This is a genomic window from Ruegeria sp. N7, from assembly GCF_056531345.1.
Window position 1 is genome coordinate 172,904 of the sequence record NZ_JBQFLR010000003.1, and the last position, 19,191, is coordinate 192,094.

A 19,191-nucleotide genomic window follows, 5' to 3' on the forward strand; every position below is an offset into this window, starting at 1 on the left:
CTAAATGAAAACTCCCTGATCCGACGGCTGCGAATGCTTCTGTTCTGATGAGCCGCGATAATAAACGTCACGCTGTGAGGGTCCAGCTTTGAATTTCCAAAAGATCAAGTTGGCTGCGGGCCTGTATTTTGTTGCCACTCCGATTGGAACAGCACGCGACATTACGCTCAGAGCCCTGGATGTTTTGGCCTCAGCCGATGTGATTGCGGCAGAAGACACCCGCAGTTTACGTCGCTTGATGGAAATACATGGCATCCCGCTGGAAGGTCGGCGAATCCAAGCCTATCACGACCACAGCGGCGCAGGCGCGCGCGGCAAGATCATGGAGGCACTGGCGCAAGGGCAATCGGTGGCCTACGCGTCCGAAGCAGGAATGCCGCTAATTGCCGATCCGGGTTATGATTTGGGCAAGCAGGCCGCCGAAGCCGGGTATACCGTGACCTGTGCCCCGGGCGCGTCTGCCGTTGTAACGGCCCTGACGTTGGCGGGGCTTCCTACGGACGCCTTCTTTTTTGCAGGCTTCCTTCCCAACGCATCCAAAGCACGCCGCACCCGTATCGAGGCGTTGAAGGACATCCCCGGCACGTTGGTTTTCTACGAATCTCCGAAACGCGTTGCCGCCTGTCTGTCAGACTTGGCTGAATGTCTGGGGCCTGAACGGCAGGCTGCGCTTTGTCGAGAGCTGACGAAAAAGTTTGAGGAGGTCCGCCGCGGCAGCCTGTCCGAACTGGCAGAGGAGTATCGGGACAAGACCGTCAAGGGTGAGATCGTCCTGCTGGTGGACCGCGGTCATTCGCAAAGTGTTAACGAATCCGATCTAGAAGAAGCTTTGAAACGAGCTTTGGAAAATCACTCAGTTCGGGATGCAGCGGATCTTGTATCGGAAATGTACGACCTGCCGCGCCGACCGATTTATCAGAAAGCATTGAAATTGGGCAAGGGATGACATGGGGCGGCGTGAACAACAGGGTTCGATCTCTTACCACGCCGGGCAGGCCGCAGAGTCACAGGTCGCCGCAGATTACGAGCGTCGGGGCTTTGCCATAGCGCATCGTCGCTGGCGGGGCGCTGGCGGTGAGATCGATCTGATTGTGCGCGACGGCGACGGGCTTGTGTTCATCGAAGTTAAAAGAAGCACCAGCTTCGAAAAGGCCGCTGCCCGGATCAGCCGCAAGCAGATCGAACGGATTTACGCCTCTGCCGCGCAGTTCTTGGAAAACGAGCCGGACGGGCAGCTGACAAACGTGCGCTTTGACGCGGCGCTTGTGGATGGTTCTGGCGCGGTTCAAATCATCGAAAACGCCTTTGGTTTTGGTTAAGCCCCATTGAACCCACAGGCGTGCTGGTCCATGTATCTGGCGGGAAACTGAGGGACATGCCATGAAAATCGCCTTTCAAATGGACCCGATCGGGGCCGTGGATATCAACGCCGACAGTTCATTCCGTCTGGCGGAAGAGGCACAGGCGCGCGGGCATTCTTTGTTTTTCTACGGTCCGGATCACTTGGCCTATCAGCAGGGTCGCATCACCGCGCGAGGTCACGACATGACCGTGCAAAGGGTTGCCGGAGATCCTGCGGTTCTGGGCCCCGAACGTGAGGTGGATCTGGCCGATTTCGATGTCGTCTGGCTGCGTCAGGACCCGCCTTTTGACATGCATTACATCACGTCCACGCATTTGCTGGATCGTCTCAAGGGGCAGACGCTTGTCGTCAACGATCCGTTCTGGGTGCGCAATTACCCGGAAAAGCTGCTGGTGCTGGATTTCCCCGAACTGACCCCGCCAACAACGATTGCGCGCGACTTGCAGACGATCAAGGCGTTCAAGGAAAAGCACGGCGATATCATCCTCAAACCGCTTTACGGGAACGGCGGCGCGGGTGTGTTCCGGCTTGATGCCAATGACCGCAACTTGACTTCCTTGCATGAGCTGTTCACCGGATTCTCGCGCGAACCTTTGATCGTGCAGAAATTCCTGCCGGATGTCAGCAATGGCGACAAACGGGTGATCCTGGTGGATGGCGAAGCGGTCGGCGCGATTAACCGTGTACCAGCCGAAGGCGAAACGCGGTCGAACATGCATGTTGGCGGACGTCCGGAAAAGATCGGCTTGTCCGAACGCGATCTTGAGATCTGCGCGGCGATTGGACCTTTGCTGAAGGAAAAGGGTCAGGTCTTTGTCGGAATTGACGTTATTGGCGACTATTTGACCGAGATTAACGTGACTTCACCGACTGGCATTCAAGAGCTGGAACGGTTTGATGGCGTAAATATTGCGGAAAAGATCTGGCAAGCCATCGAGGCCAGGCTTTAGGCCATAACCCGGGCAGAGATGCGAAAACTCAGTGCCTCGGCCACGTGTGGGCGGCGGATATCGGTCGCGCCGTCCAGATCGGCGATGGTGCGCGCCACCCTCAGGATTCTATGGAAAGCCCGGGCTGACAGGCCGAACCGATCCGCAGCTTTCAACAGCAGTTCTTTTCCTTCGGCATCGGGCGTGGCGATCTCTTCCAGTATTTTGCCTTCTGCGTCAGCGTTTTGTCGTAACTCCGGCGTGTCACAAAACCGGTCTGCCTGAATGGCACGCGCCCTTTCGACACGTGCTGCAACTGTCGCCGAGCTGTCGCCGGATGGGGGCAGATCAAGGTCGGTGAAGCCCACAGGCGGAACTTCGATCCGCAGATCGAACCTGTCCATTAACGGGCCCGAGATTCGATGCAGGTAATCTTCACCACATCCCGGTGCTCGCGAACAGGCGCGCGATGGATCTGTCAGATAACCGCATTTGCAAGGGTTGGCGGCGGCGACCAGCATGAAACGACAGGGGTATTTCACATGGGCGTTCGCGCGCGCCACCATGACTTCGCCGGTTTCAATGGGTTGCCGCAGGGTTTCCAGAACGGTGCGTGGAAATTCTGGGAATTCATCCATGAACAGCACACCATTATGAGCCAATGAGATTTCGCCCGGTTTGGCCCCTTTCCCACCACCAACTATGGCCGCCATCGAGGCCGTGTGGTGCGGTTCGCGGAACGGGCGAGTGCGGTTTATTCCGCCTTCATCCAGTAACCCACATAGCGATTGGATCATCGACGTCTCCAGGGCTTCCACGGCAGTAAGCGGCGGCAAAATTCCGGGAAGCCGCGCCGCCAGCATGGATTTGCCCGATCCCGGCGTGCCGATCATGATCAAGTGGTGACGTCCGGCCGCGGCGATTTCCAAGGCACGTTTGGCACGCTCCTGCCCTTTCACATCGCGCAGGTCGCGGTTGGACGGTGTCAGGTTCACTTCGCCGGGTTGTGCTGCTGGCAACGGGGATTGGCCCGAGAAATGGCGCACGACCTCTCCAAGTGATCCGGCGCCGATCACTTGAGTGGCATCTACCCAGGCCGCCTCGGCGCTGGAGGCGCGCGGACAAAGCAAGGCGCGGTCTTCTGAAGCTGCCGTCATGGCGGCAGGCAAGGCACCGACAACCGGAACCAGAGAACCGTCGAGTGACAACTCCCCCAATGCAACGGTGCTTTCTGCGGCATCGGCAGGGATGATGTCGAGCGCGGACAAAAGCGCCACCGCAATGGGCAGGTCGAAATGGCTGCCTTCTTTAGGAAGGTCGGCGGGGGACAGGTTGATGGTGATCCGCTTGGACGGCAGCGCAATGGCCATCGCGTTCAGCGCGCTGCGGACGCGGTCACGCGCCTCGGACACGGCTTTGTCGGGCAGGCCCACGATGGAAAAGGCTGGCAGTCCGGGTGAGACTGCGCATTGCACCTCGACCGGGCGGGCATCAACGCCTTGAAAAGCAACGGTGTGGGCGCGGGCGACCATGGCAGTCCTGTTTTGGTTAACAGGACGTTGCTGCCACGGTTCTGGTTTAAGAGTCGTTAACGGCTGCGCGCATGGCCGCGAATTTGGGCCATGCTTCGGGGTCGGCCACAGTTTTGTTCCGGCAGAATGGGTTGCAGAACCCCCAGCATTGCCCGTCAAGCTCCAGGAAATCGGTGACAGGCTTGCCGGAATACGGGCAGGCGGCGTTGATTGACGGACCACCTGAAACCGGCTTCGCAGCAGAAACACCCCCGACTGGCCAAGGGCCGGACGGCAAATCCTGCGCGTAGGGGAAGGTGTCGTACTCAACGGTCAATCCCATGGCGCGCCACTGTCTGACGATGCGATCAGAGAGCAATTCCAAGCAATAAGCCCGGTTCACCTCTGACACCGGCAGCCCATATCCGACGATCCGCGCTGCTACAGGTGTGTAGAAGACGTCTGCCAGTGAATAGGCACCAAATAACGGGCCTTGGTCTGCCCCTGACACGCTCCGCGCATGTGCCCAGAGTGTTTCAACCCGCTCAAGGTCTGACAAAGTCGCCCCAGATGGCGCGAAGCCTTGCCACACGTTGCGCAGCTGCATGGCGCATTCTCCGCGCAGGGCGCTGAATCCGGCTACCATTTCGGCGCATAGCCAGCGGGCGGTTGCCCGGGCAGCGGCATCCGAAGGCCACAACCCGGCATCGGGGTGGCGTTCGGCCAGGGTTTCGGCCATCGCCAGGCTTTCCCCCACAACCGTTCCATCCGGCAGGCGCAAGGCGGGAACAAGGCGGGCAGGGGCCAGCGGTTCCATGTCTTGCGCCATAGTGCCGGAATAGAGGCCGATCATGTGGCTGCGATAGGGCAGGTTGAATTTCTCAAGCATCAACCAGCCGCGCATTGACCAGCTGGAGAAGAGGCGATCGCCGATATAAAGGTCATAAGTCATGCGCGGACGATGCCTCAGCTTTGCGGACCGGTAAATCAGTGATTTGTGTTGGACCTGTTCACGGAAGGTGATTGATCGACCCGACAGTCCACGCCCCGCCGTTGACAGCGATATCCGTCACCGAAAGGTTGTCGATCCGATGCGCAAAGGTCTGCTGCCCGTCCAGACCAAGGGCGCGCTGCACTTGTGTCAGGATCACGCCGAAATGCGCGACGATCACCAGATTGCGGCCCGTATGCGCGGACATAAGCGCGTCGATCGCGGAATCGACCCGGTCGCGGACCTCATTCCAGCTTTCACCTTGCGGTGGGCGGACATCACCGGGGTTGTCCCAATAGGCAAAAGCCAGCTCGGGGTCTTCGGCTTCAATCTCGGCAAACCCGCGAAGCTCCCACCGACCGAAATGGATTTCCCGCAGGTCCGGGTGATGTGGCAGACGGCGACGCTGGCCTTGAATGGCAGAAGCAGTGTCAATTGCACGCGACAGGTCGGACGAAATCACAAGTGCATCGGATGGCAAATGGTCGTGCAGGCGCTTCAGTGCTGCTGTATCGCTTAGATCAGCAGGCAGATCGGACCAGCCAACCATCGTCTTTGCATGCGTGGGCCCGTGGCGAACAAGATGCAGTCGCGTCACGGCAGCTGCCCTTTCAGGACCAACGGCAACCCCGCGGTCACCTGGATCACCAGTTTAGCCTGCGCCGCAAGTGCAATGTTCAGCCGGCCCTGCGCTTCGCGAAAGCGGCGGGCAAGCGCGTTATCCGGAACAATACCGTGCCCGACTTCGTTCGACACGATCACAATCTGCGCGGGGCATGCACGCAGGGCCTTTAGCAGGTCAGTTTGGACTGCGCCCAGATCGGTTTCGGCCAGCAAGTGATTGCTGAGCCACATGGTGGCGCAATCGACCAGACACACCTGATCCGAGGACAGGCTGGACAGCACCGGCCTCAGGTCAAGGGGCTCTTCAATCGTGGTCCAACCGCCGCCCCGCTGTACCAAATGGCGATCAACCTTCTGCCGCATCTCGTCATCAAACACTTGTGATGTCGCTAGGTAAACTCGATTTTTCCCTGTGGAAACAACGAGGTTCTCGGCAAATGCCGACTTGCCCGAAGCAGCTCCGCCCAGAATTAAGGTTAAATCTGACGCCACAGTACTTACCTAAAGATGATCCAATTGGTGCTGTTTTGCGTATCGGTCATAGGTCGGCATGGCAAGCCCGGCCAACGCCTGCAAATCAGGGGAGAGGTTTATGGCACTGGACAACGCGACAGATTTTTCGATGTCCCGGCAAGCGATGAAGGCCGAGTTGCTGGATGCTGAAACGGAACTGAGGCTGGCCTATGCCTGGCGTGACCAGCGTGATGAACAGGCGCTGCACCGCCTGATCACAGCGTATATGCGGCTGGCAATTTCGATGGCGGCCAAGTTCAAACGCTATGGCGCGCCGATGAATGACCTTATCCAGGAGGCCGGTCTGGGTTTGATGAAGGCCGCAGACAAGTTCGACCCTGATCGTGGGGTGCGGTTTTCGACTTATGCGGTGTGGTGGATTAAGGCGAGCATTCAGGATTATGTGATGCGGAACTGGTCCATGGTGCGAACGGGGTCCACCTCGGCGCAGAAATCGCTGTTTTTCAACATGCGTCGGGTTCAGGCCCGGCTGGAACGCGAGGCCGCGACCGAAGGTCTTGAACTGGATCGCCACCAGTTGCATCAGATGATCGCCACAGAGATTGGCGTTCCTCTACGCGATGTGGAACTGATGGAAGGTCGGCTGTCAGGGTCGGATTTTTCCCTGAACGCGGTGCAATCCGCCGACGAAGACGGGCGTGAATGGATCGATGCGCTGGAAGATGAACGCGAACAGGCCGCCGAAGCAGTTGAACACACCCACGACACCGAACAGTTGCGCCAGTGGTTGCTGATCGCGATGAACGCACTGAATGACCGCGAGCGGTTCATTGTGCGCGAACGCAAACTGCGCGAGCCTGCGCGGACACTGGAGAGTCTCGGCGTCGAGTTGGGACTGTCCAAGGAGCGGGTGCGACAGCTTGAGGCCGCAGCGTTCGCAAAAATGCGCAAGAACCTTGAAGCCCAGTCGAACGAGGTGCAACACTTCATCGCATGAAACAGCTTGCGATTCTTGCGTGTGTTCTGGGCCTTACGGTTGCAGCAGCGCGACCCGGACTGGCGGAAGATCTTATTTCTGATGATGCGGCTCTCGCGATGCGGGATGCAGATGTGGTAATTCTGGGAGAGGTTCACGACAATCCCCGCCACCACCTCATTCAAGCCGAAGCGATAAAGGAAATCTCACCCTCGGCCGTTGTCTGGGAGATGGTCACCGAAGAAGGCGCGCAACGGCTGGCGCAAAAAGCGGTGTCCAACCCGGAAGAGTTGAGCCGTATTCTGCAATGGGCAGAAAGTGGTTGGCCACCGCTCAGGCTGTATTATCCGGTGTTTAAGGCCTCCGGCGCGCCGGTTTATGGGGCCATGGTGCCGCGTGCTGCTGCGCGGGGCGCGATGGAACGCGGGGCCGCCACGGCGCTGGGTGCAGACGCGGCGCGCTATGGTTTGACTGTGCCGCTGACGCCCGAGGAGCAGGCGGCGCGCGAGGCGGATCAAATGGCCGCGCATTGCGATGCTCTCCCGCCGGAAATGTTACCCCAGATGGTCGCGATCCAGCGTTTGCGCGATGCGGTTCTGGCCCGTGCGGTGATGCGCGCGATGGAAGAAACCGGCGGCCCGGTTGCCGTGATCACTGGGAACGGACATGCGCGCAAAGACCGAGGTATCCCGACATTTCTTGAACGCCTTCAACCCGGGTGGAAGGTGGTCTCGGTCGGACAGTCCGAGGACAACATCATCGACGGTGACTTTGATATCGTAATCGATAGCCCCACAGTTGAGCGTGAAGACCCCTGTGCGGCGTTTCAGGTTCAGAATTAATCGCTGGAACAACCTGCTGGGCTTGCCTAATGTCGGGGCCGACCGGGACAGGAAGGGCTGAACATGCTGTCATCCAAACGCATTCTGCTGATCATCGGCGGCGGCATCGCGGCCTACAAATCGCTGGACCTGATCCGCAGGCTGCGTGAACGCGGCGCAGCTGTGACGCCTGTGCTGACGCGTGCGGCAGAGGAATTTGTAACACCTCTGTCCGTGTCTGCACTTGCCTCAGAAAAGGTCTATGGCGATCTGTTCGATCTGACCGCCGAGGCCGAGATGGGTCATATCCAGCTGTCACGCTCTGCCGATCTGATCGTCGTGGCCCCCGCAACGGCGGACCTGATGGGCAAGATGGCCGGGGGGTTGGCAAATGACCTGGCATCGACCCTTCTGATGGCGACAGACACGCCTGTTCTGTGTGCGCCCGCGATGAATGTACGCATGTGGGAACACCCGGCGACGCGACGCAACCTGAAGCAGCTTCAAGCGGATGGCGTGCGCTTTGTTGGCCCAAACGAAGGTGATATGGCCTGCGGTGAATATGGGCCGGGACGCATGTCGGAACCGCTGGAAATCGTCGCGGCGGTTGAGGCGCAGCTTGCGGCAGGACCCTTGGTGGGAAAGCGCGTGCTGGTAACTTCGGGCCCGACGCATGAGCCGATTGATCCGGTCCGGTATATCGCGAACCGCTCTTCCGGGGCGCAGGGCTCGGCCGTGGCACAGGCGCTTGCGGATTTGGGGGCCGAGGTGATCTTTGTCACAGGCCCCGCAGACGTACCGCCTCCGGCGGGTGTGCAGGTCGTGCCGGTCGAGACCGCGCAACAGATGTCGGACGCGGTTGATGCGGCGCTTCCCGTCGACGCGGGCGTGTTTGCGGCTGCGGTGGCAGATTGGCGCGTGGCCAGTGCGTCGGACAAGAAGCTGAAGAAAAGCCGAGACGGGCTTCCGGTTCTGGAGTTTGCCGAGAACCCCGACATTCTCAAACGTGTCTCGCGGATGGAAAATGGGCGCCCACCTTTGGTTGTCGGCTTTGCGGCCGAGACCGATGACGTGATTGAACACGCCACCGCCAAGCGACTGCGCAAAGGCTGTGACTGGATTGTCGCCAACGATGTCAGCCCTTCCACCGGGATCATGGGCGGGTCCGAGAATGCGGTTATCCTGATCTCGGACAGCGGAGCCGAGGAATGGCCGCGTATGGGCAAGGCTGAGGTTGCGCGGCGGTTGGCAAGCAGGATCGCAGACGCGTTGGCGGGCTGAAGGAAAGGCAAAACCATGGTTGCAATTCGAGTGATCCGCGAAGACGGGGCAGACCCCGCCGTGGCGCTTCCGTCCTACGAAACTGCGGGTGCGGCGGGCGCGGACGTGCGTGCCAACTTGCCCGAGGGGGTTTCGATCATGTTGGAGCCCGGACAGCGGGCGCTAGTACCGACCGGTCTGCGCATTGAAATCCCGCAGGGATACGAGGTTCAGGTTCGGCCCCGCTCGGGCCTTGCACTGAAACACGGGATCACGCTGCCCAATACGCCGGGCACTATTGACAGTGACTATCGCGGACCTCTGGGGGTGATCGTGATGAATGCCGGTCAGGAACGGTTCGAGATTGCCCATGGTGATCGTATCGCGCAGCTGGTAGTTGCCCCTGTCGTGCAGGCGGCATTCGAATTGGCTGAGGCATTGGGTGAAACAGATCGCGGGGCTGGCGGTTTCGGCTCGACCGGGCGCGGCTGATGCTGCTGGTTCTTGTTCTGGCAGCGGGGCTATGGGGCGTTGGCTATATCGCCGGCACGTCTAAATCGGCGCGCGTGCTGTCGGTGAGTGTGTTGTTGGTCGGGGTGGTCCTGTCTCATCTGATCTTGCCGGATGGGCACCCCCTGCGCGAAGCAACCGGTGGGTCTGCGGCGCTGTGGCTGATCCTTGCAGGTTTCGCGGCCATCGTTTTGCTGTATGGCCGTGTGCTGAAGGCCCTGCGCAACCGAGCGGTGCAGGCCTCCAAACCGGAAGCCGCCATGCCCTCTGACCGTTTCACCGAAACCGAACTGAACCGGTACGCCCGTCACATTGTGCTGCGCGAATTGGGCGGGCCGGGTCAGAAAAAGTTGAAACAAGCCCGTGTTCTGGTGATCGGTGCAGGAGGTTTGGGCGCCCCGGCGCTGCAATATCTGGCGGCCGCAGGTGTGGGTACAATCGGGGTCATTGACGACGATATAGTCGAGAATGCGAACCTGCAGCGGCAGGTGATCCACCGCGATGCTGATATCGATATGCCCAAGGTCTTTTCCGCCCAGCAAGCGATGGAGGCGCAGAACCCGAATGTGGTGGTTCTGCCCTTTCATCGCAGATTGAGCGATGAAATCGCGGCAGATCTTTTTGCCGACTTCGATCTGATCCTTGACGGTACGGACAATTTTGAGACCCGCTATCTGGCCAACCGGACTGCCGCCGCGCTGGGCAAGCCACTGATTTCGGGGGCCTTGTCGCAGTGGGAAGGGCAGCTCAGCGTGTTTGACCCAGTCAATGGCAGCCCGTGCTACCAGTGTATCTTTCCCGAAGCCCCAGCCCCCGGTCTGGCCCCGTCCTGTTCCGAGGCAGGTGTGATTGGCCCGTTGCCGGGTGTTGTTGGATCGATGATGGCGGTTGAGGCGATAAAGGTGATCACGGGCGCTGGCATGGCGCTGCGGGGCGAGATGCTGATCTACGACGCCCTATACGGTGAAAGCCGCAAGATCACGCTGACCCGCCGTGCCGATTGCCCCATTTGCGGTGCCGCAAGCAATTAACCTTTCTTAACGTGGGCTGGGGGTTCTGGAACACCCGGCCATGGCGAACTAGCTATTGGGTCAAAGGAGATCCGCATGACCAACCCGATCCTGTCCAACTGGACCACCCCATTCGAAATAGCCCCTTTCGCCGATATTTCGGACGAAGATTTTGCACCGGCTTTGGATCAGGCGATGACTGCGCATAACGCGCAGATCGACGCGATTGCAGCAAATGCAGAGGCCCCTACTTTCGCTAACACGGTCGAAGCACTTGAGGCTGCGGGCGAGCAGCTGGACAAGGTTCTGTCGGTCTTCTTCACTGTTGCAGGCGCAGACAGCAACCCCAAGCGGGAAGAGTTGCAGCGCACGTTTTCCCCCAAGCTGTCGGCGCATTTCTCGGGAATTTCTTCGAACAAGGCGCTGTTTGAACGCGTTGCAAACCTTTGGGCGCGGCGCGAAAACCTGAACCTGACCGAGGAGCAGGCACGCGTTCTGATGCTGACCCATCGGGGTTTTGTTCGTGCAGGCGCGGCGTTGGACGGGGACGAAGACGCTCGTATGCAAGAAATCAAGTCGCGCCTCGCCTCGTTGGGGACGTCCTTTACCCAGAACCTGCTGGCGGATGAGCGGGATTGGTTCATGGATCTGACCGAACAAGATCTGCAGGGCCTGCCGGATTTCGTTGTGAATGCGGCACGGGCTGCTGGTGCGGAAAAGGGCGCCTTGGGGCCGGTTGTTACCCTCTCCCGGTCGCTGATCGTGCCGTTTCTTCAGTTTTCACCCCGTAGGGATCTGCGCGAAAAAGCCTATCGCGCCTGGGCTGCCCGCGGGGCGAATGGTGGCGAGACCGACAATCGCGACATCGCGGCTGAGATTCTGGGTTTGCGTGAGGAACGCGCCAAGCTGTTGGGCTATGACAACTTCGCCGATTACAAGCTGGAAACTGAAATGGCTCGTACTCCGGACCGGGTACGTGAGTTGTTGATGCAGGTGTGGGAACCTGCCAAGGCCCGTGCCGATGCGGACGCGGAATTCCTGACCCGGATGATGCAGGAAGACGGTGTCAACGGCCCGCTGGAAGCATGGGACTGGCGCTATTACGCTGAAAAGCGGCGCAAGGCGGAACATGATCTGGATGAGGCGGAACTGAAACCCTACCTGCAACTGGACCGGATGATCGAGGCATCGTTTGCTTGTGCAAACCGCCTGTTCGGGCTGGAATTCAAGCCTTTGAACGTGCCGCTTTATCACCCGGATTGCCGCGCGTGGGAAGTTACGCGCAACGGTCGGCATGTCGCCGTGTTCATCGGTGACTACTTTGCACGGGGGTCAAAGCGATCAGGTGCCTGGTGCAGCGCGATGCGGGCACAGGCCAGATTCCCGAAAGAACAGGCACCGATTGTCATCAATGTCTGCAACTTCGCCAAGGGTGATCCGGCACTGCTGTCTTATGACGATGCACGCACCCTGTTCCACGAGTTTGGCCATGCCTTGCACCAGATGCTGTCCAACGTTACCTATGAAAGCATCTCGGGTACTTCGGTTGCGCGCGATTTTGTCGAACTGCCCAGCCAGCTTTATGAACACTGGTTGGAAGTGCCCGAAGTTCTGGCCGAGTTTGCCACCCATGCCGAAACGGGTGAGCCGATGCCGCAGCAGATGCTTGGAAAAGTGCTGAACGCCGCCAATTTCGACCAGGGGTTCCAGACGGTGGAATATGTCGCCTCGGCCCTTGTTGATCTGGCCTTCCACGATGGCGACGCCCCGGCAGACCCGATGGCAAAACAGGCCGAGGTTCTGGCCGGGTTGGGGATGCCGCAAGCCATTGGAATGCGCCATGCCACGCCCCACTTTGCGCATGTTTTCGCAGGCGATGGCTATAGCTCGGGCTACTACAGCTATATGTGGTCCGAGGTGATGGATGCTGACGCCTTTGCGGCCTTCGAAGAAGCAGGTGGTGCCTTTGATCCTGAACGGGCCAAAGCGCTGGAAGACAATATCTTGTCCACCGGCGGTTCGCGCGAGGCAGAGGATTTGTATCTGGCGTTCCGGGGGCGATTGCCGGGCGTGGATGCCCTGTTGAAAGGCCGCGGTCTGATTGCGGCGTGACGTCAGTAGCCCAGCGTGCGGTCGACCAGGTGCACAAAGGGCTCACCGGATTCCCCGCGCCGGATGTTTTCGCAAATGACCTGTGCGGCAGTGACCGGGCGGGTCTCGGACGCGATATGCGGGGTCACGGTGACATTCGGATGCGCCCAATAGGGGTGATCGGCGGGCAAGGGCTCGACACGGAACACATCCAGCGTTGCGTGGCCCACCTGGCCCGAGTTTAGGGCATCCAATAGCGCATCATCATCAATCAGCGGCCCGCGTCCCGGGTTGATGATCCGCGCACCTTTGGGCAGCAGGGCCAGCGTTTCCGCATTCAGCGCGTTTTCAGTGGCAGGTGTATCGGGCAGCAACAAGACTACGATTTCGGCATGAGAAAGCGCCTGGCGCAGCCCTTCGGCACCATGCAGGCAGGTTACACCGGGGATGTCCTTGGCTGTACGGCTCCAGCCTAAGACCCGAAACTCAAGCGCGGTCAGCGCGCGGGCCACGGCTTCGCCCAATGCTCCAAGCCCCAGAATACAAACGTTGCGCTCTTGCGCCAGCGGCGGGATATCTGGGGTCCAGACACCGTCCTGTACCGTGATGTGCCGGTCCATCCCCAGATGGTAGCGCAGAACGTGGCCAACCACCCACTCGATCATGCCTTGCGTCAGACCGTGATCCACCATCCGCGCCAATGGAACGGTCAGTGTTTCGTTACCCACGATTTTTTCGACCCCGGCCCAAAGGCTCAGCACCGCTTTCAGGCGCGTGAAAGGTCTGAAATCCTGTACCCCTCCGTTTGGGGCATAAACAACATAATCGACCTGATCCGGTTCGAACTCGGTTCCTAGCTGGACGTCAAGACCCGCCTCATCAAGATATTGTGTCAGCAGCGGCTGATACACCGGCCAAAGGGCAGGGCGTGCGGAAAACAGGACGTTCACAGACATCAGAGCCCTTTCAGATCAACGGGGGCGGTGAATATGGGCGCTTTGGACGATGCCAAAGGCTGCCATCAGAACCAGCATGGCCGAGCCACCATAGCTGACCATTGGCAGTGGTACACCCACGACAGGGGCCATACCCATTACCATCGACATGTTGACGGCGAAAAACAGGAAGAAGTTCAACGCGATACCCAGCGTGACCAGAGATGAAAACCGGTCCTTGGTTGCCAGGGCCGTGACCATGCAGAAAACCAGAATCAAGGCATAAAGGGTCAACAGGGTCGTTCCCCCGACAAATCCGAACTCTTCGGCCAACGTCGTGAAAATGAAATCGGTATGCTTCTCGGGCAGGAAGTTCAGGCGGGACTGCGTGCCTTGCATGAAACCACGCCCGTTCCATCCCCCGGACCCCAAGGCAATCTTGGACTGGGTAATGTGGTATCCGGCCCCCAATGGGTCGGTGGACGGGTCCAGAAAGGTGTCGATGCGCCGAAACTGATAGTCCTTCAATAATTGCCAGTCGGTCCCACGGCTGTTGAACACAGCGGCGATCAGGCCCACGACAGCAGCAATAACGGCGGCAAAATAGGCCCAGTGAACCCCTGCCAGAAACATCAACCCACCTCCTGCGGCCAGAAGCAGGATGGATGTGCCAAGATCGGGCTGTTTCAGAACCAGCAAGGTAGGCAGGATGATCAGGACAACCGGGATAAGAACCCAAAGCGGACGAGACGTTTTGTGCGAGGGAAGCCAGTCGTAATAAGCTGCAAGCAACATGACCAGCGTGACTTTCATGACCTCTGAGGGTTGCAGGCGCATAAACCCAAGGTCGATCCAGCGCTGCGCACCCATGCCGATGGTGCCGAACAGTTCGACAAATACCAGCAAAGCCACCGAGCCGAGATAGGCCAGCACCGACATGTTGCGCCAGAACCAAATCGGAACCAGTGCGATGATGAACATCACTGTCAGGCCAAGCCCGAAACGTTCCATTTGCGGCTCGGCCCAGGGCGTCCACGAACCGCCCGCAACAGAATACAGCATCAGAAAGCCCGCGCTGGCGGTGCTGATCAGCAGCAACGTCAGCGGCCAGTTCATATACAGGAACTTGCGAAACCCCGACGGCGTGGATTTGACGGCATATTCAAGATAGCTCATGCACGGTCCTTTCCATCCGGTCGCGCCTTGGGGCGCTTGTCACCCTCCAGCCGTTTTTGCTGTTCCTTGATGCGTTCGCGGTCGGCGACGGGGTAGGCTTCAAGCGGCGGTGTGCCGTCATAAAGAGCTTGCAGCATGATGTCGCGTGCAACCGGGGCTGCGGCTGTGGACCCGCCGCCGCCATGCTCAACAACCACGGCCACGGCGTATTTTGGGTTGTCATACGGTGCAAAGCAAACGAACAGCGCGTGGTCGCGACGCTCCCACGGCAAGTCCTCGTTTCGGATCACGCCTGCGGCCCGTTCTGCTTTGGTGATGTTTCGAACCTGGCTGGTTCCGGTTTTCCCCGCCATCCGGAACTCATCCGCGATGATGCGGCTTCGATATGCCGTTCCCCGCCTGTCATTCGAGACCGAGAACATGGCCTTGCGGACCTGTTCCAGATTGTAAGAATTAAGGCCCAGTGGTTCTCCGGCGCCCGAGGGTTGTTCAACACCGTCGATCGAGCGTACCAGGCGCGGCGTGACTGCGCGACCGGTGGCGATGCGGGCTGCCATTACAGCCAGTTGCAACGGCGAAGCCAGCATGAAGCCCTGACCGATGGACGCGTTGGCCGTATCGCCCACAAGCCACTCCTGACCGTGCGTGCGCCGCTTCCATTCCTGATTGGGAGCCAGCCCATCTGCCACCGCCGACATCGGGATGTCATGCTTGACCCCCAGTCCCAATGTGCGGGCCATGTCGGAGATCTTGTCGATGCCAACCCGCAGAGCCACGTCATAGTAATAGACATCGCAGCTGCGTTTCAGCGAGAGGTTGAGGTCAACCGTCCCGTGCCCACCACGCTTCCAGCAATGGAAGCGACGGCTGCCGACCTTCAGGTGTCCGGGGCAGTACACGGTGTTGCCGGGAGAGACTACGCCAGCTTCCAACGCGGCCAGCGCGGTGACCATCTTGAAGGTCGATCCCGGAGGATAAGTTCCTTGCACGGATTTATTCGCCAGAGGGCGGTACTTGTCTTCTGTCAATGCCCGGTAATCGGCGACCGAAATGCCACGTACAAACAGGTTCGGATCAAAACTGGGTGCCGAGGCGACCGCACGCAAGTCACCGGTTTCGCAGTCTATGACAACTGCGGCTGCACTTTCGCCTGCCAGTCGCGCCTGTGCATATTGTTGCAGATCAGCGTCGATGGACAGTTGCAGGTCTGCGCCGGGTTGTCCTTCCTGCCGGTCAAGCTCGCGCATGACGCGGCCCGTCGCGTTGACCTCGACCCGCTTTGCACCGGCCTTGCCGCGCAGTTCGATTTCCTGCTTGGCCTCAAGGCCAACCTTTCCAATCTGGAACCTTGGAATGCGCAATACCGGCTCAGGGTCTTCTATCTTGCTGAGGTCATAGTCGCTGACCGGGCCAACATAGCCGACGATATGTGCGAAATCCTCGTATCGTGGGTATTGCCGTGTCAGGCCGACCTCGGGCGTTACGCCCGGCAGCGCCGGAGCATTGACCGCAACCTTCGAGATATCCTCCCACGTAACCTGATCCGCCAGCGTCACCGGCAGAAACGGAGCCGAGCGGCGCATTTCAGTCCTGGCGCGCTCGATCTCATCTTCGTTCAGAGGGATCAGTTCCGACAGTTTGGCGATGACTTTTTCCACGTCATCGGCGTCTTCACGCACGATGACGATGCGATAGGAAGGTGAGTTCTGGCCGATGATCTGGCCGTTCCGGTCATAGATACGCCCACGGGTCGGCGGGATAAGCCGGATGTTGATACGGTTTTCTTCGGCCAACAGGCGGTATTCGTCGGCCTGTTCGACCTGCATGAACCGCATTCGTGCCGCCAGACCGCCTATGAACACCGCCTGTAGACCACCCAGCAACAGCGCTCTGCGTGGCAGGCGCTTATAGGCAAGGCCCTGGGATTTGGGTTTACGCTGTTTCATGCCCGGCTTCCCACAGCGCTGACATCAGCAGCGGATATGCGGCGAACCCCCAACGCGCTTTGGCTAAGCAGCACGACCAACGGGTAGACAGCGACCGTCAGCACAAGCTGAATCACGACCGGCCCCAATGCGGCCTGTTGCACGGACATCACCGATAGTACGACCCTGTTCATCAAAATGACCGCCGTGATCACAATGCCGACAGACATCCATTCTCCGGCAAATCCCGCATCCCTCATACCCAACGCCGCTGACCGCAAATAGGCCGACCCGACTACGGTCAGCGCTGCCAAAAGGCCCGGTGGACGTTGCAGTAGAAAGTCGGCCATCAGCATGACAAGCGCAACCAATACAGTCGGGACGTAATCGGGCCGTCGCAACACCCAGGCAAAAGTCAGGGCAATCAGGACGTCGGGAAAAGGCCAGCGATCGGGTTGAGCGTCCAACGGCAACAGATGCAGAAACAGCACAGCAAAAGCCAGCAAGGCATAAAGGCTGCGCATGGCCCAGTTTTGCGAGGCCGGTCTATCCATCGCTGACCTCATCCGGGGTCAGCGCCGCCTCTGGGCGGGTGGGGCCTACGATACTGCCCGGATCCTGAATGGGCGGAGCCGAGTGAAACCGCAGAACCCTGAGAAATTCGAGCCTTTCGAAATCTGCCGACAGGCGGACCCGCAGGCGCCCCCCGGGATCTGCCGCGATTTGACCGATCAACAGGCCCGCAGGAAACACGCCACCATCACCCGAAGTGATCACACGGTCCCCGGGGCGAACCAGCTCGCGGTTTTCAAGAAACTCCACCGCGGGCGCGGGGTTGTTGTCGCCTTTGATCAGCGCGGTCTGGCCAGAAGGTTGAATGGTTGCGGGAATCGCGCTGGTGGCATCCGTCACAAGGATCACGCGTGCCGTGTCAGGGCCAACACCTGATATCCTGCCGACCAGGCCAATGCCGTCCATCGTGGCCCATCCATCCACGATCCCGTCACGCTCTCCGACATTCAGCAGAACGGATTGCCGGAATGGCGACCCGCTGTCGGCCATGACAACGCCGGTGATATAAGTCAGACGCGGGTCAAGGCGGACATTGTTCAAATCCAGCAGTCGCGCGTTTTCCTGTTCAAGCTGCAAAGCAGCCTCTTTCCAGGCGCGCATCAGGCGCAGTTCGCTACGCAGTTCCCGGTTCTGCTCGCTCAGGCGCTGATAGCTTTGGAAGTCACGCACCAGATTGACGGCGGCAGTCACGGGGACCATGGCCCATTCCATCGACGGTACAACCGTATCCACGATCCGCGCGCGGAACCGTTCAACGCGCGGGCTGTCGATGCGCCACAGAAGGAAGATACCAAGCAGGCACAGCACAACAATCCCCAGCAACAAACGTCGCAGGGGGGTCGTGTACTCATCGCGCTGTGATCGGTCTTTTGCCACAGGTTACCTTCCCGTGCTGCTCGCGCCGATATAACCCTATCTTCCGAGGGTGCGCGCCTTAGCTTTCGTAGTCAATCGCGTGGCGCAGCTGTTTTTCATATTCCAGTGCTTTGCCGGTGCCCAAAGCCACACAATTCAGGCTTTCGTCCGCAATGGATACCGCCAGGCCGGTCTGTTCGCGTAGGGCCAGGTCCAAATCGCCCAGCAGCGCGCCGCCGCCGGTCAGCATCACACCACGGTCGACAATGTCCGCAGCCAAATCGGGGGGCGTTGTCTCAAGCGCGGTCATAACCGCCTCGCAGATCTGTTGCACGGGCTCTGACAGCGCTTCGGCCACCTGGGCCTGGCTGATCTCGATTTCCTTGGGCACGCCGTTCAACAGATCACGCCCCCGGATATGCATCGACTGACCGCGCCCGTCGTCGGGCATGCGGGCGGTACCAATGGTTGTCTTGATGCGTTCAGCCGTGGATTCACCTACCAGCAGGTTCTGCTGGCGACGCAGGTAGGAAATGATGGCCTCGTCCATCCGGTCACCACCAACGCGGACCGAACGGGCATAGACAATGTCTCCCAACGACAGAACAGCAACCTCGGTAGTGCCCCCGCCAATATCAACAACCATGTTGCCGGTCGGGTCGGTGATCGGCATGCCGGCCCCGATTGCGGCCGCAATCGGTTCGGCAATCAGGCCCGCGCGACGGGCACCTGCTGACAGGACCGACTGCCGAATTGCACGTTTTTCGACCGGGGTTGCGCCATGAGGAACGCAGACAATGATCTTGGGTTTCGAGAAGGTCGAGCGTTTGTGCACCTTGCGGATGAAGTGCTTGATCATTTCTTCGGCAGTATCAAAATCCGCGATCACACCTTCGCGCATGGGGCGGATGGCTTCGATCGAACCGGGCGTCCGACCCAGCATCAGCTTGGCATCTTCGCCAACTGCCAGAACTTTCTTCACACCGTCCTTGACGTGATAGGCCACAACCGAAGGTTCAGACAGGATGACACCGCGCCCCTTGACGTAAACCAGCGTGTTTGCTGTTCCAAGGTCGATAGCCATGTCCGCTGTGAACAGGCCGCCCAGATTGCCAAAGATCCCCATGTTTTCCCTGATCCTGTAATGTCGGTTTTCTACTGCCCGCG

19 protein-coding genes are annotated in these 19,191 nt (G+C 59.5%); 9 read left to right on the forward strand and 10 right to left on the reverse strand.

Going from position 1 to position 19,191, the window contains the following annotated elements; translation table 11 throughout:
• Positions 1-88 precede the first annotated feature (88 nt).
• From rsmI to gshB, 3 genes are all read left to right on the forward strand, one after another.
• A complete protein-coding gene (rsmI, locus tag ACR0ES_RS06850; RefSeq protein ID WP_480773310.1) occupies positions 89-946 on the forward strand; it encodes a 16S rRNA (cytidine(1402)-2'-O)-methyltransferase in 858 nt (285 codons plus the stop codon).
• Between the two features lies 1 nt (position 947).
• On the forward strand, positions 948-1,319 hold the full coding sequence (locus ACR0ES_RS06855; protein WP_480869956.1) for a YraN family protein: 372 nt from the start codon (positions 948-950) through the stop codon (positions 1,317-1,319).
• A gap of 61 nt (positions 1,320-1,380) precedes the next feature.
• On the forward strand, positions 1,381-2,313 hold the full coding sequence (gene gshB, locus ACR0ES_RS06860) for a glutathione synthase (RefSeq protein WP_480518495.1): 933 nt from the start codon (positions 1,381-1,383) through the stop codon (positions 2,311-2,313).
• Here gshB and ACR0ES_RS06865 read toward each other — a convergent pair.
• The 4 genes from ACR0ES_RS06865 to cobU are packed head-to-tail and all read right to left on the reverse strand — an operon-like array spanning position 2,310 to position 5,910.
• Positions 2,310-3,824, reverse strand: a complete 1,515-nt coding sequence (locus ACR0ES_RS06865) for a YifB family Mg chelatase-like AAA ATPase (RefSeq protein WP_480545914.1) — start codon at positions 3,822-3,824, stop codon at positions 2,310-2,312. The two genes, gshB and ACR0ES_RS06865, sit on opposite strands and share 4 nt — an antisense overlap.
• A 46-nt stretch (positions 3,825-3,870) precedes the next feature.
• Entirely contained in the window at positions 3,871-4,755 is an 885-nt protein-coding gene (locus ACR0ES_RS06870; protein WP_480773308.1) for a glutathione S-transferase, read from the reverse strand.
• A 58-nt stretch (positions 4,756-4,813) separates the two neighbouring features.
• Positions 4,814-5,392, reverse strand: a complete 579-nt coding sequence (locus ACR0ES_RS06875; RefSeq protein WP_480545917.1) for a histidine phosphatase family protein — start codon at positions 5,390-5,392, stop codon at positions 4,814-4,816.
• Positions 5,389-5,910, reverse strand: coding sequence for a bifunctional adenosylcobinamide kinase/adenosylcobinamide-phosphate guanylyltransferase (gene cobU, locus ACR0ES_RS06880; RefSeq protein ID WP_480545919.1), 522 nt, complete (start codon positions 5,908-5,910; stop codon positions 5,389-5,391). The genes ACR0ES_RS06875 and cobU overlap by 4 nt, the downstream gene beginning before the upstream one ends.
• Before the next feature lie 100 nt (positions 5,911-6,010).
• Between cobU and ACR0ES_RS06885 the strand changes: the two genes are divergently transcribed.
• The 6 genes from ACR0ES_RS06885 (at position 6,011) to ACR0ES_RS06910 (ending at position 12,581) form a co-directional block, all read left to right on the forward strand.
• Entirely contained in the window at positions 6,011-6,889 is an 879-nt protein-coding gene (locus ACR0ES_RS06885; RefSeq protein ID WP_267365420.1) for an RNA polymerase factor sigma-32, read from the forward strand.
• The gene (locus tag ACR0ES_RS06890) at positions 6,886-7,710 is read left to right on the forward strand and encodes a ChaN family lipoprotein (protein WP_480773307.1); all 825 of its coding nucleotides are present in this window, start codon (positions 6,886-6,888) and stop codon (positions 7,708-7,710) included. The genes ACR0ES_RS06885 and ACR0ES_RS06890 overlap by 4 nt, the downstream gene beginning before the upstream one ends.
• Positions 7,711-7,773: 63 nt before the next feature.
• Positions 7,774-8,970 (forward strand): bifunctional phosphopantothenoylcysteine decarboxylase/phosphopantothenate--cysteine ligase CoaBC, encoded by a 1,197-nt coding sequence (gene coaBC, locus ACR0ES_RS06895; protein ID WP_267365418.1) that lies wholly within the window; start codon positions 7,774-7,776, stop codon positions 8,968-8,970.
• A gap of 15 nt (positions 8,971-8,985) precedes the next feature.
• Positions 8,986-9,441 (forward strand): dUTP diphosphatase, encoded by a 456-nt coding sequence (gene dut / locus ACR0ES_RS06900; RefSeq protein ID WP_480869958.1) that lies wholly within the window; start codon positions 8,986-8,988, stop codon positions 9,439-9,441.
• Positions 9,441-10,490 (forward strand): HesA/MoeB/ThiF family protein, encoded by a 1,050-nt coding sequence (locus ACR0ES_RS06905; protein WP_480869960.1) that lies wholly within the window; start codon positions 9,441-9,443, stop codon positions 10,488-10,490. Before dut ends, ACR0ES_RS06905 begins: the two co-directional genes overlap by 1 nt.
• A gap of 75 nt (positions 10,491-10,565) precedes the next feature.
• Positions 10,566-12,581: a M3 family metallopeptidase gene (locus ACR0ES_RS06910; protein ID WP_480869962.1), complete on the forward strand. Its 2,016-nt coding sequence runs from the start codon at positions 10,566-10,568 to the stop codon at positions 12,579-12,581.
• Between the two features lie 2 nt (positions 12,582-12,583).
• Here ACR0ES_RS06910 and ACR0ES_RS06915 read toward each other — a convergent pair whose 3' ends face one another.
• From ACR0ES_RS06915 to ACR0ES_RS06940, 6 genes are read right to left on the reverse strand one after another with little or no spacing between them, the layout of a single operon-like run.
• Positions 12,584-13,516: a 2-hydroxyacid dehydrogenase gene (locus ACR0ES_RS06915; protein ID WP_480869964.1), complete on the reverse strand. Its 933-nt coding sequence runs from the start codon at positions 13,514-13,516 to the stop codon at positions 12,584-12,586.
• A 15-nt stretch (positions 13,517-13,531) separates the two neighbouring features.
• A complete protein-coding gene (rodA, locus tag ACR0ES_RS06920) occupies positions 13,532-14,671 on the reverse strand; it encodes a rod shape-determining protein RodA (protein ID WP_209506418.1) in 1,140 nt (379 codons plus the stop codon).
• A complete protein-coding gene (mrdA, locus tag ACR0ES_RS06925; RefSeq protein WP_480486706.1) occupies positions 14,668-16,617 on the reverse strand; it encodes a penicillin-binding protein 2 in 1,950 nt (649 codons plus the stop codon). Before mrdA ends, rodA begins: the two co-directional genes overlap by 4 nt.
• Positions 16,614-17,150, reverse strand: a complete 537-nt coding sequence (locus ACR0ES_RS06930) for a rod shape-determining protein MreD (RefSeq protein WP_480869966.1) — start codon at positions 17,148-17,150, stop codon at positions 16,614-16,616. The genes mrdA and ACR0ES_RS06930 overlap by 4 nt, the downstream gene beginning before the upstream one ends.
• On the reverse strand, positions 17,143-18,045 hold the full coding sequence (mreC, locus tag ACR0ES_RS06935; protein WP_209506411.1) for a rod shape-determining protein MreC: 903 nt from the start codon (positions 18,043-18,045) through the stop codon (positions 17,143-17,145). The genes ACR0ES_RS06930 and mreC overlap by 8 nt, the downstream gene beginning before the upstream one ends.
• Positions 18,046-18,103: 58 nt before the next feature.
• Complete coding sequence (locus ACR0ES_RS06940) at positions 18,104-19,150, reverse strand: rod shape-determining protein (protein ID WP_039523195.1); 1,047 nt, start codon at positions 19,148-19,150, stop codon at positions 18,104-18,106.
• Between the last annotated feature and the right edge of the window lie 41 nt (positions 19,151-19,191).

Coding starts and splice junctions, on each gene's coding strand:
- dut (WP_480869958.1), top strand. CDS start 8,986: ATGGTTGCAATTCGAGTGATCCGCGAAGACGGGGCAGACCCCGCCGTG.
- ACR0ES_RS06870 (WP_480773308.1), bottom strand. CDS start 4,755: ATGACTTATGACCTTTATATCGGCGATCGCCTCTTCTCCAGCTGGTCA.
- ACR0ES_RS06885 (WP_267365420.1), top strand. CDS start 6,011: ATGGCACTGGACAACGCGACAGATTTTTCGATGTCCCGGCAAGCGATG.
- ACR0ES_RS06910 (WP_480869962.1), top strand. CDS start 10,566: ATGACCAACCCGATCCTGTCCAACTGGACCACCCCATTCGAAATAGCC.
- ACR0ES_RS06930 (WP_480869966.1), bottom strand. CDS start 17,150: ATGGATAGACCGGCCTCGCAAAACTGGGCCATGCGCAGCCTTTATGCC.
- coaBC (WP_267365418.1), top strand. CDS start 7,774: ATGCTGTCATCCAAACGCATTCTGCTGATCATCGGCGGCGGCATCGCG.
- ACR0ES_RS06940 (WP_039523195.1), bottom strand. CDS start 19,150: ATGGGGATCTTTGGCAATCTGGGCGGCCTGTTCACAGCGGACATGGCT.
- ACR0ES_RS06890 (WP_480773307.1), top strand. CDS start 6,886: ATGAAACAGCTTGCGATTCTTGCGTGTGTTCTGGGCCTTACGGTTGCA.
- ACR0ES_RS06905 (WP_480869960.1), top strand. CDS start 9,441: ATGCTGCTGGTTCTTGTTCTGGCAGCGGGGCTATGGGGCGTTGGCTAT.
- ACR0ES_RS06915 (WP_480869964.1), bottom strand. CDS start 13,516: ATGTCTGTGAACGTCCTGTTTTCCGCACGCCCTGCCCTTTGGCCGGTG.
- ACR0ES_RS06855 (WP_480869956.1), top strand. CDS start 948: ATGGGGCGGCGTGAACAACAGGGTTCGATCTCTTACCACGCCGGGCAG.
- rodA (WP_209506418.1), bottom strand. CDS start 14,671: ATGAGCTATCTTGAATATGCCGTCAAATCCACGCCGTCGGGGTTTCGC.
- mrdA (WP_480486706.1), bottom strand. CDS start 16,617: ATGAAACAGCGTAAACCCAAATCCCAGGGCCTTGCCTATAAGCGCCTG.
- gshB (WP_480518495.1), top strand. CDS start 1,381: ATGAAAATCGCCTTTCAAATGGACCCGATCGGGGCCGTGGATATCAAC.
- ACR0ES_RS06865 (WP_480545914.1), bottom strand. CDS start 3,824: ATGGTCGCCCGCGCCCACACCGTTGCTTTTCAAGGCGTTGATGCCCGC.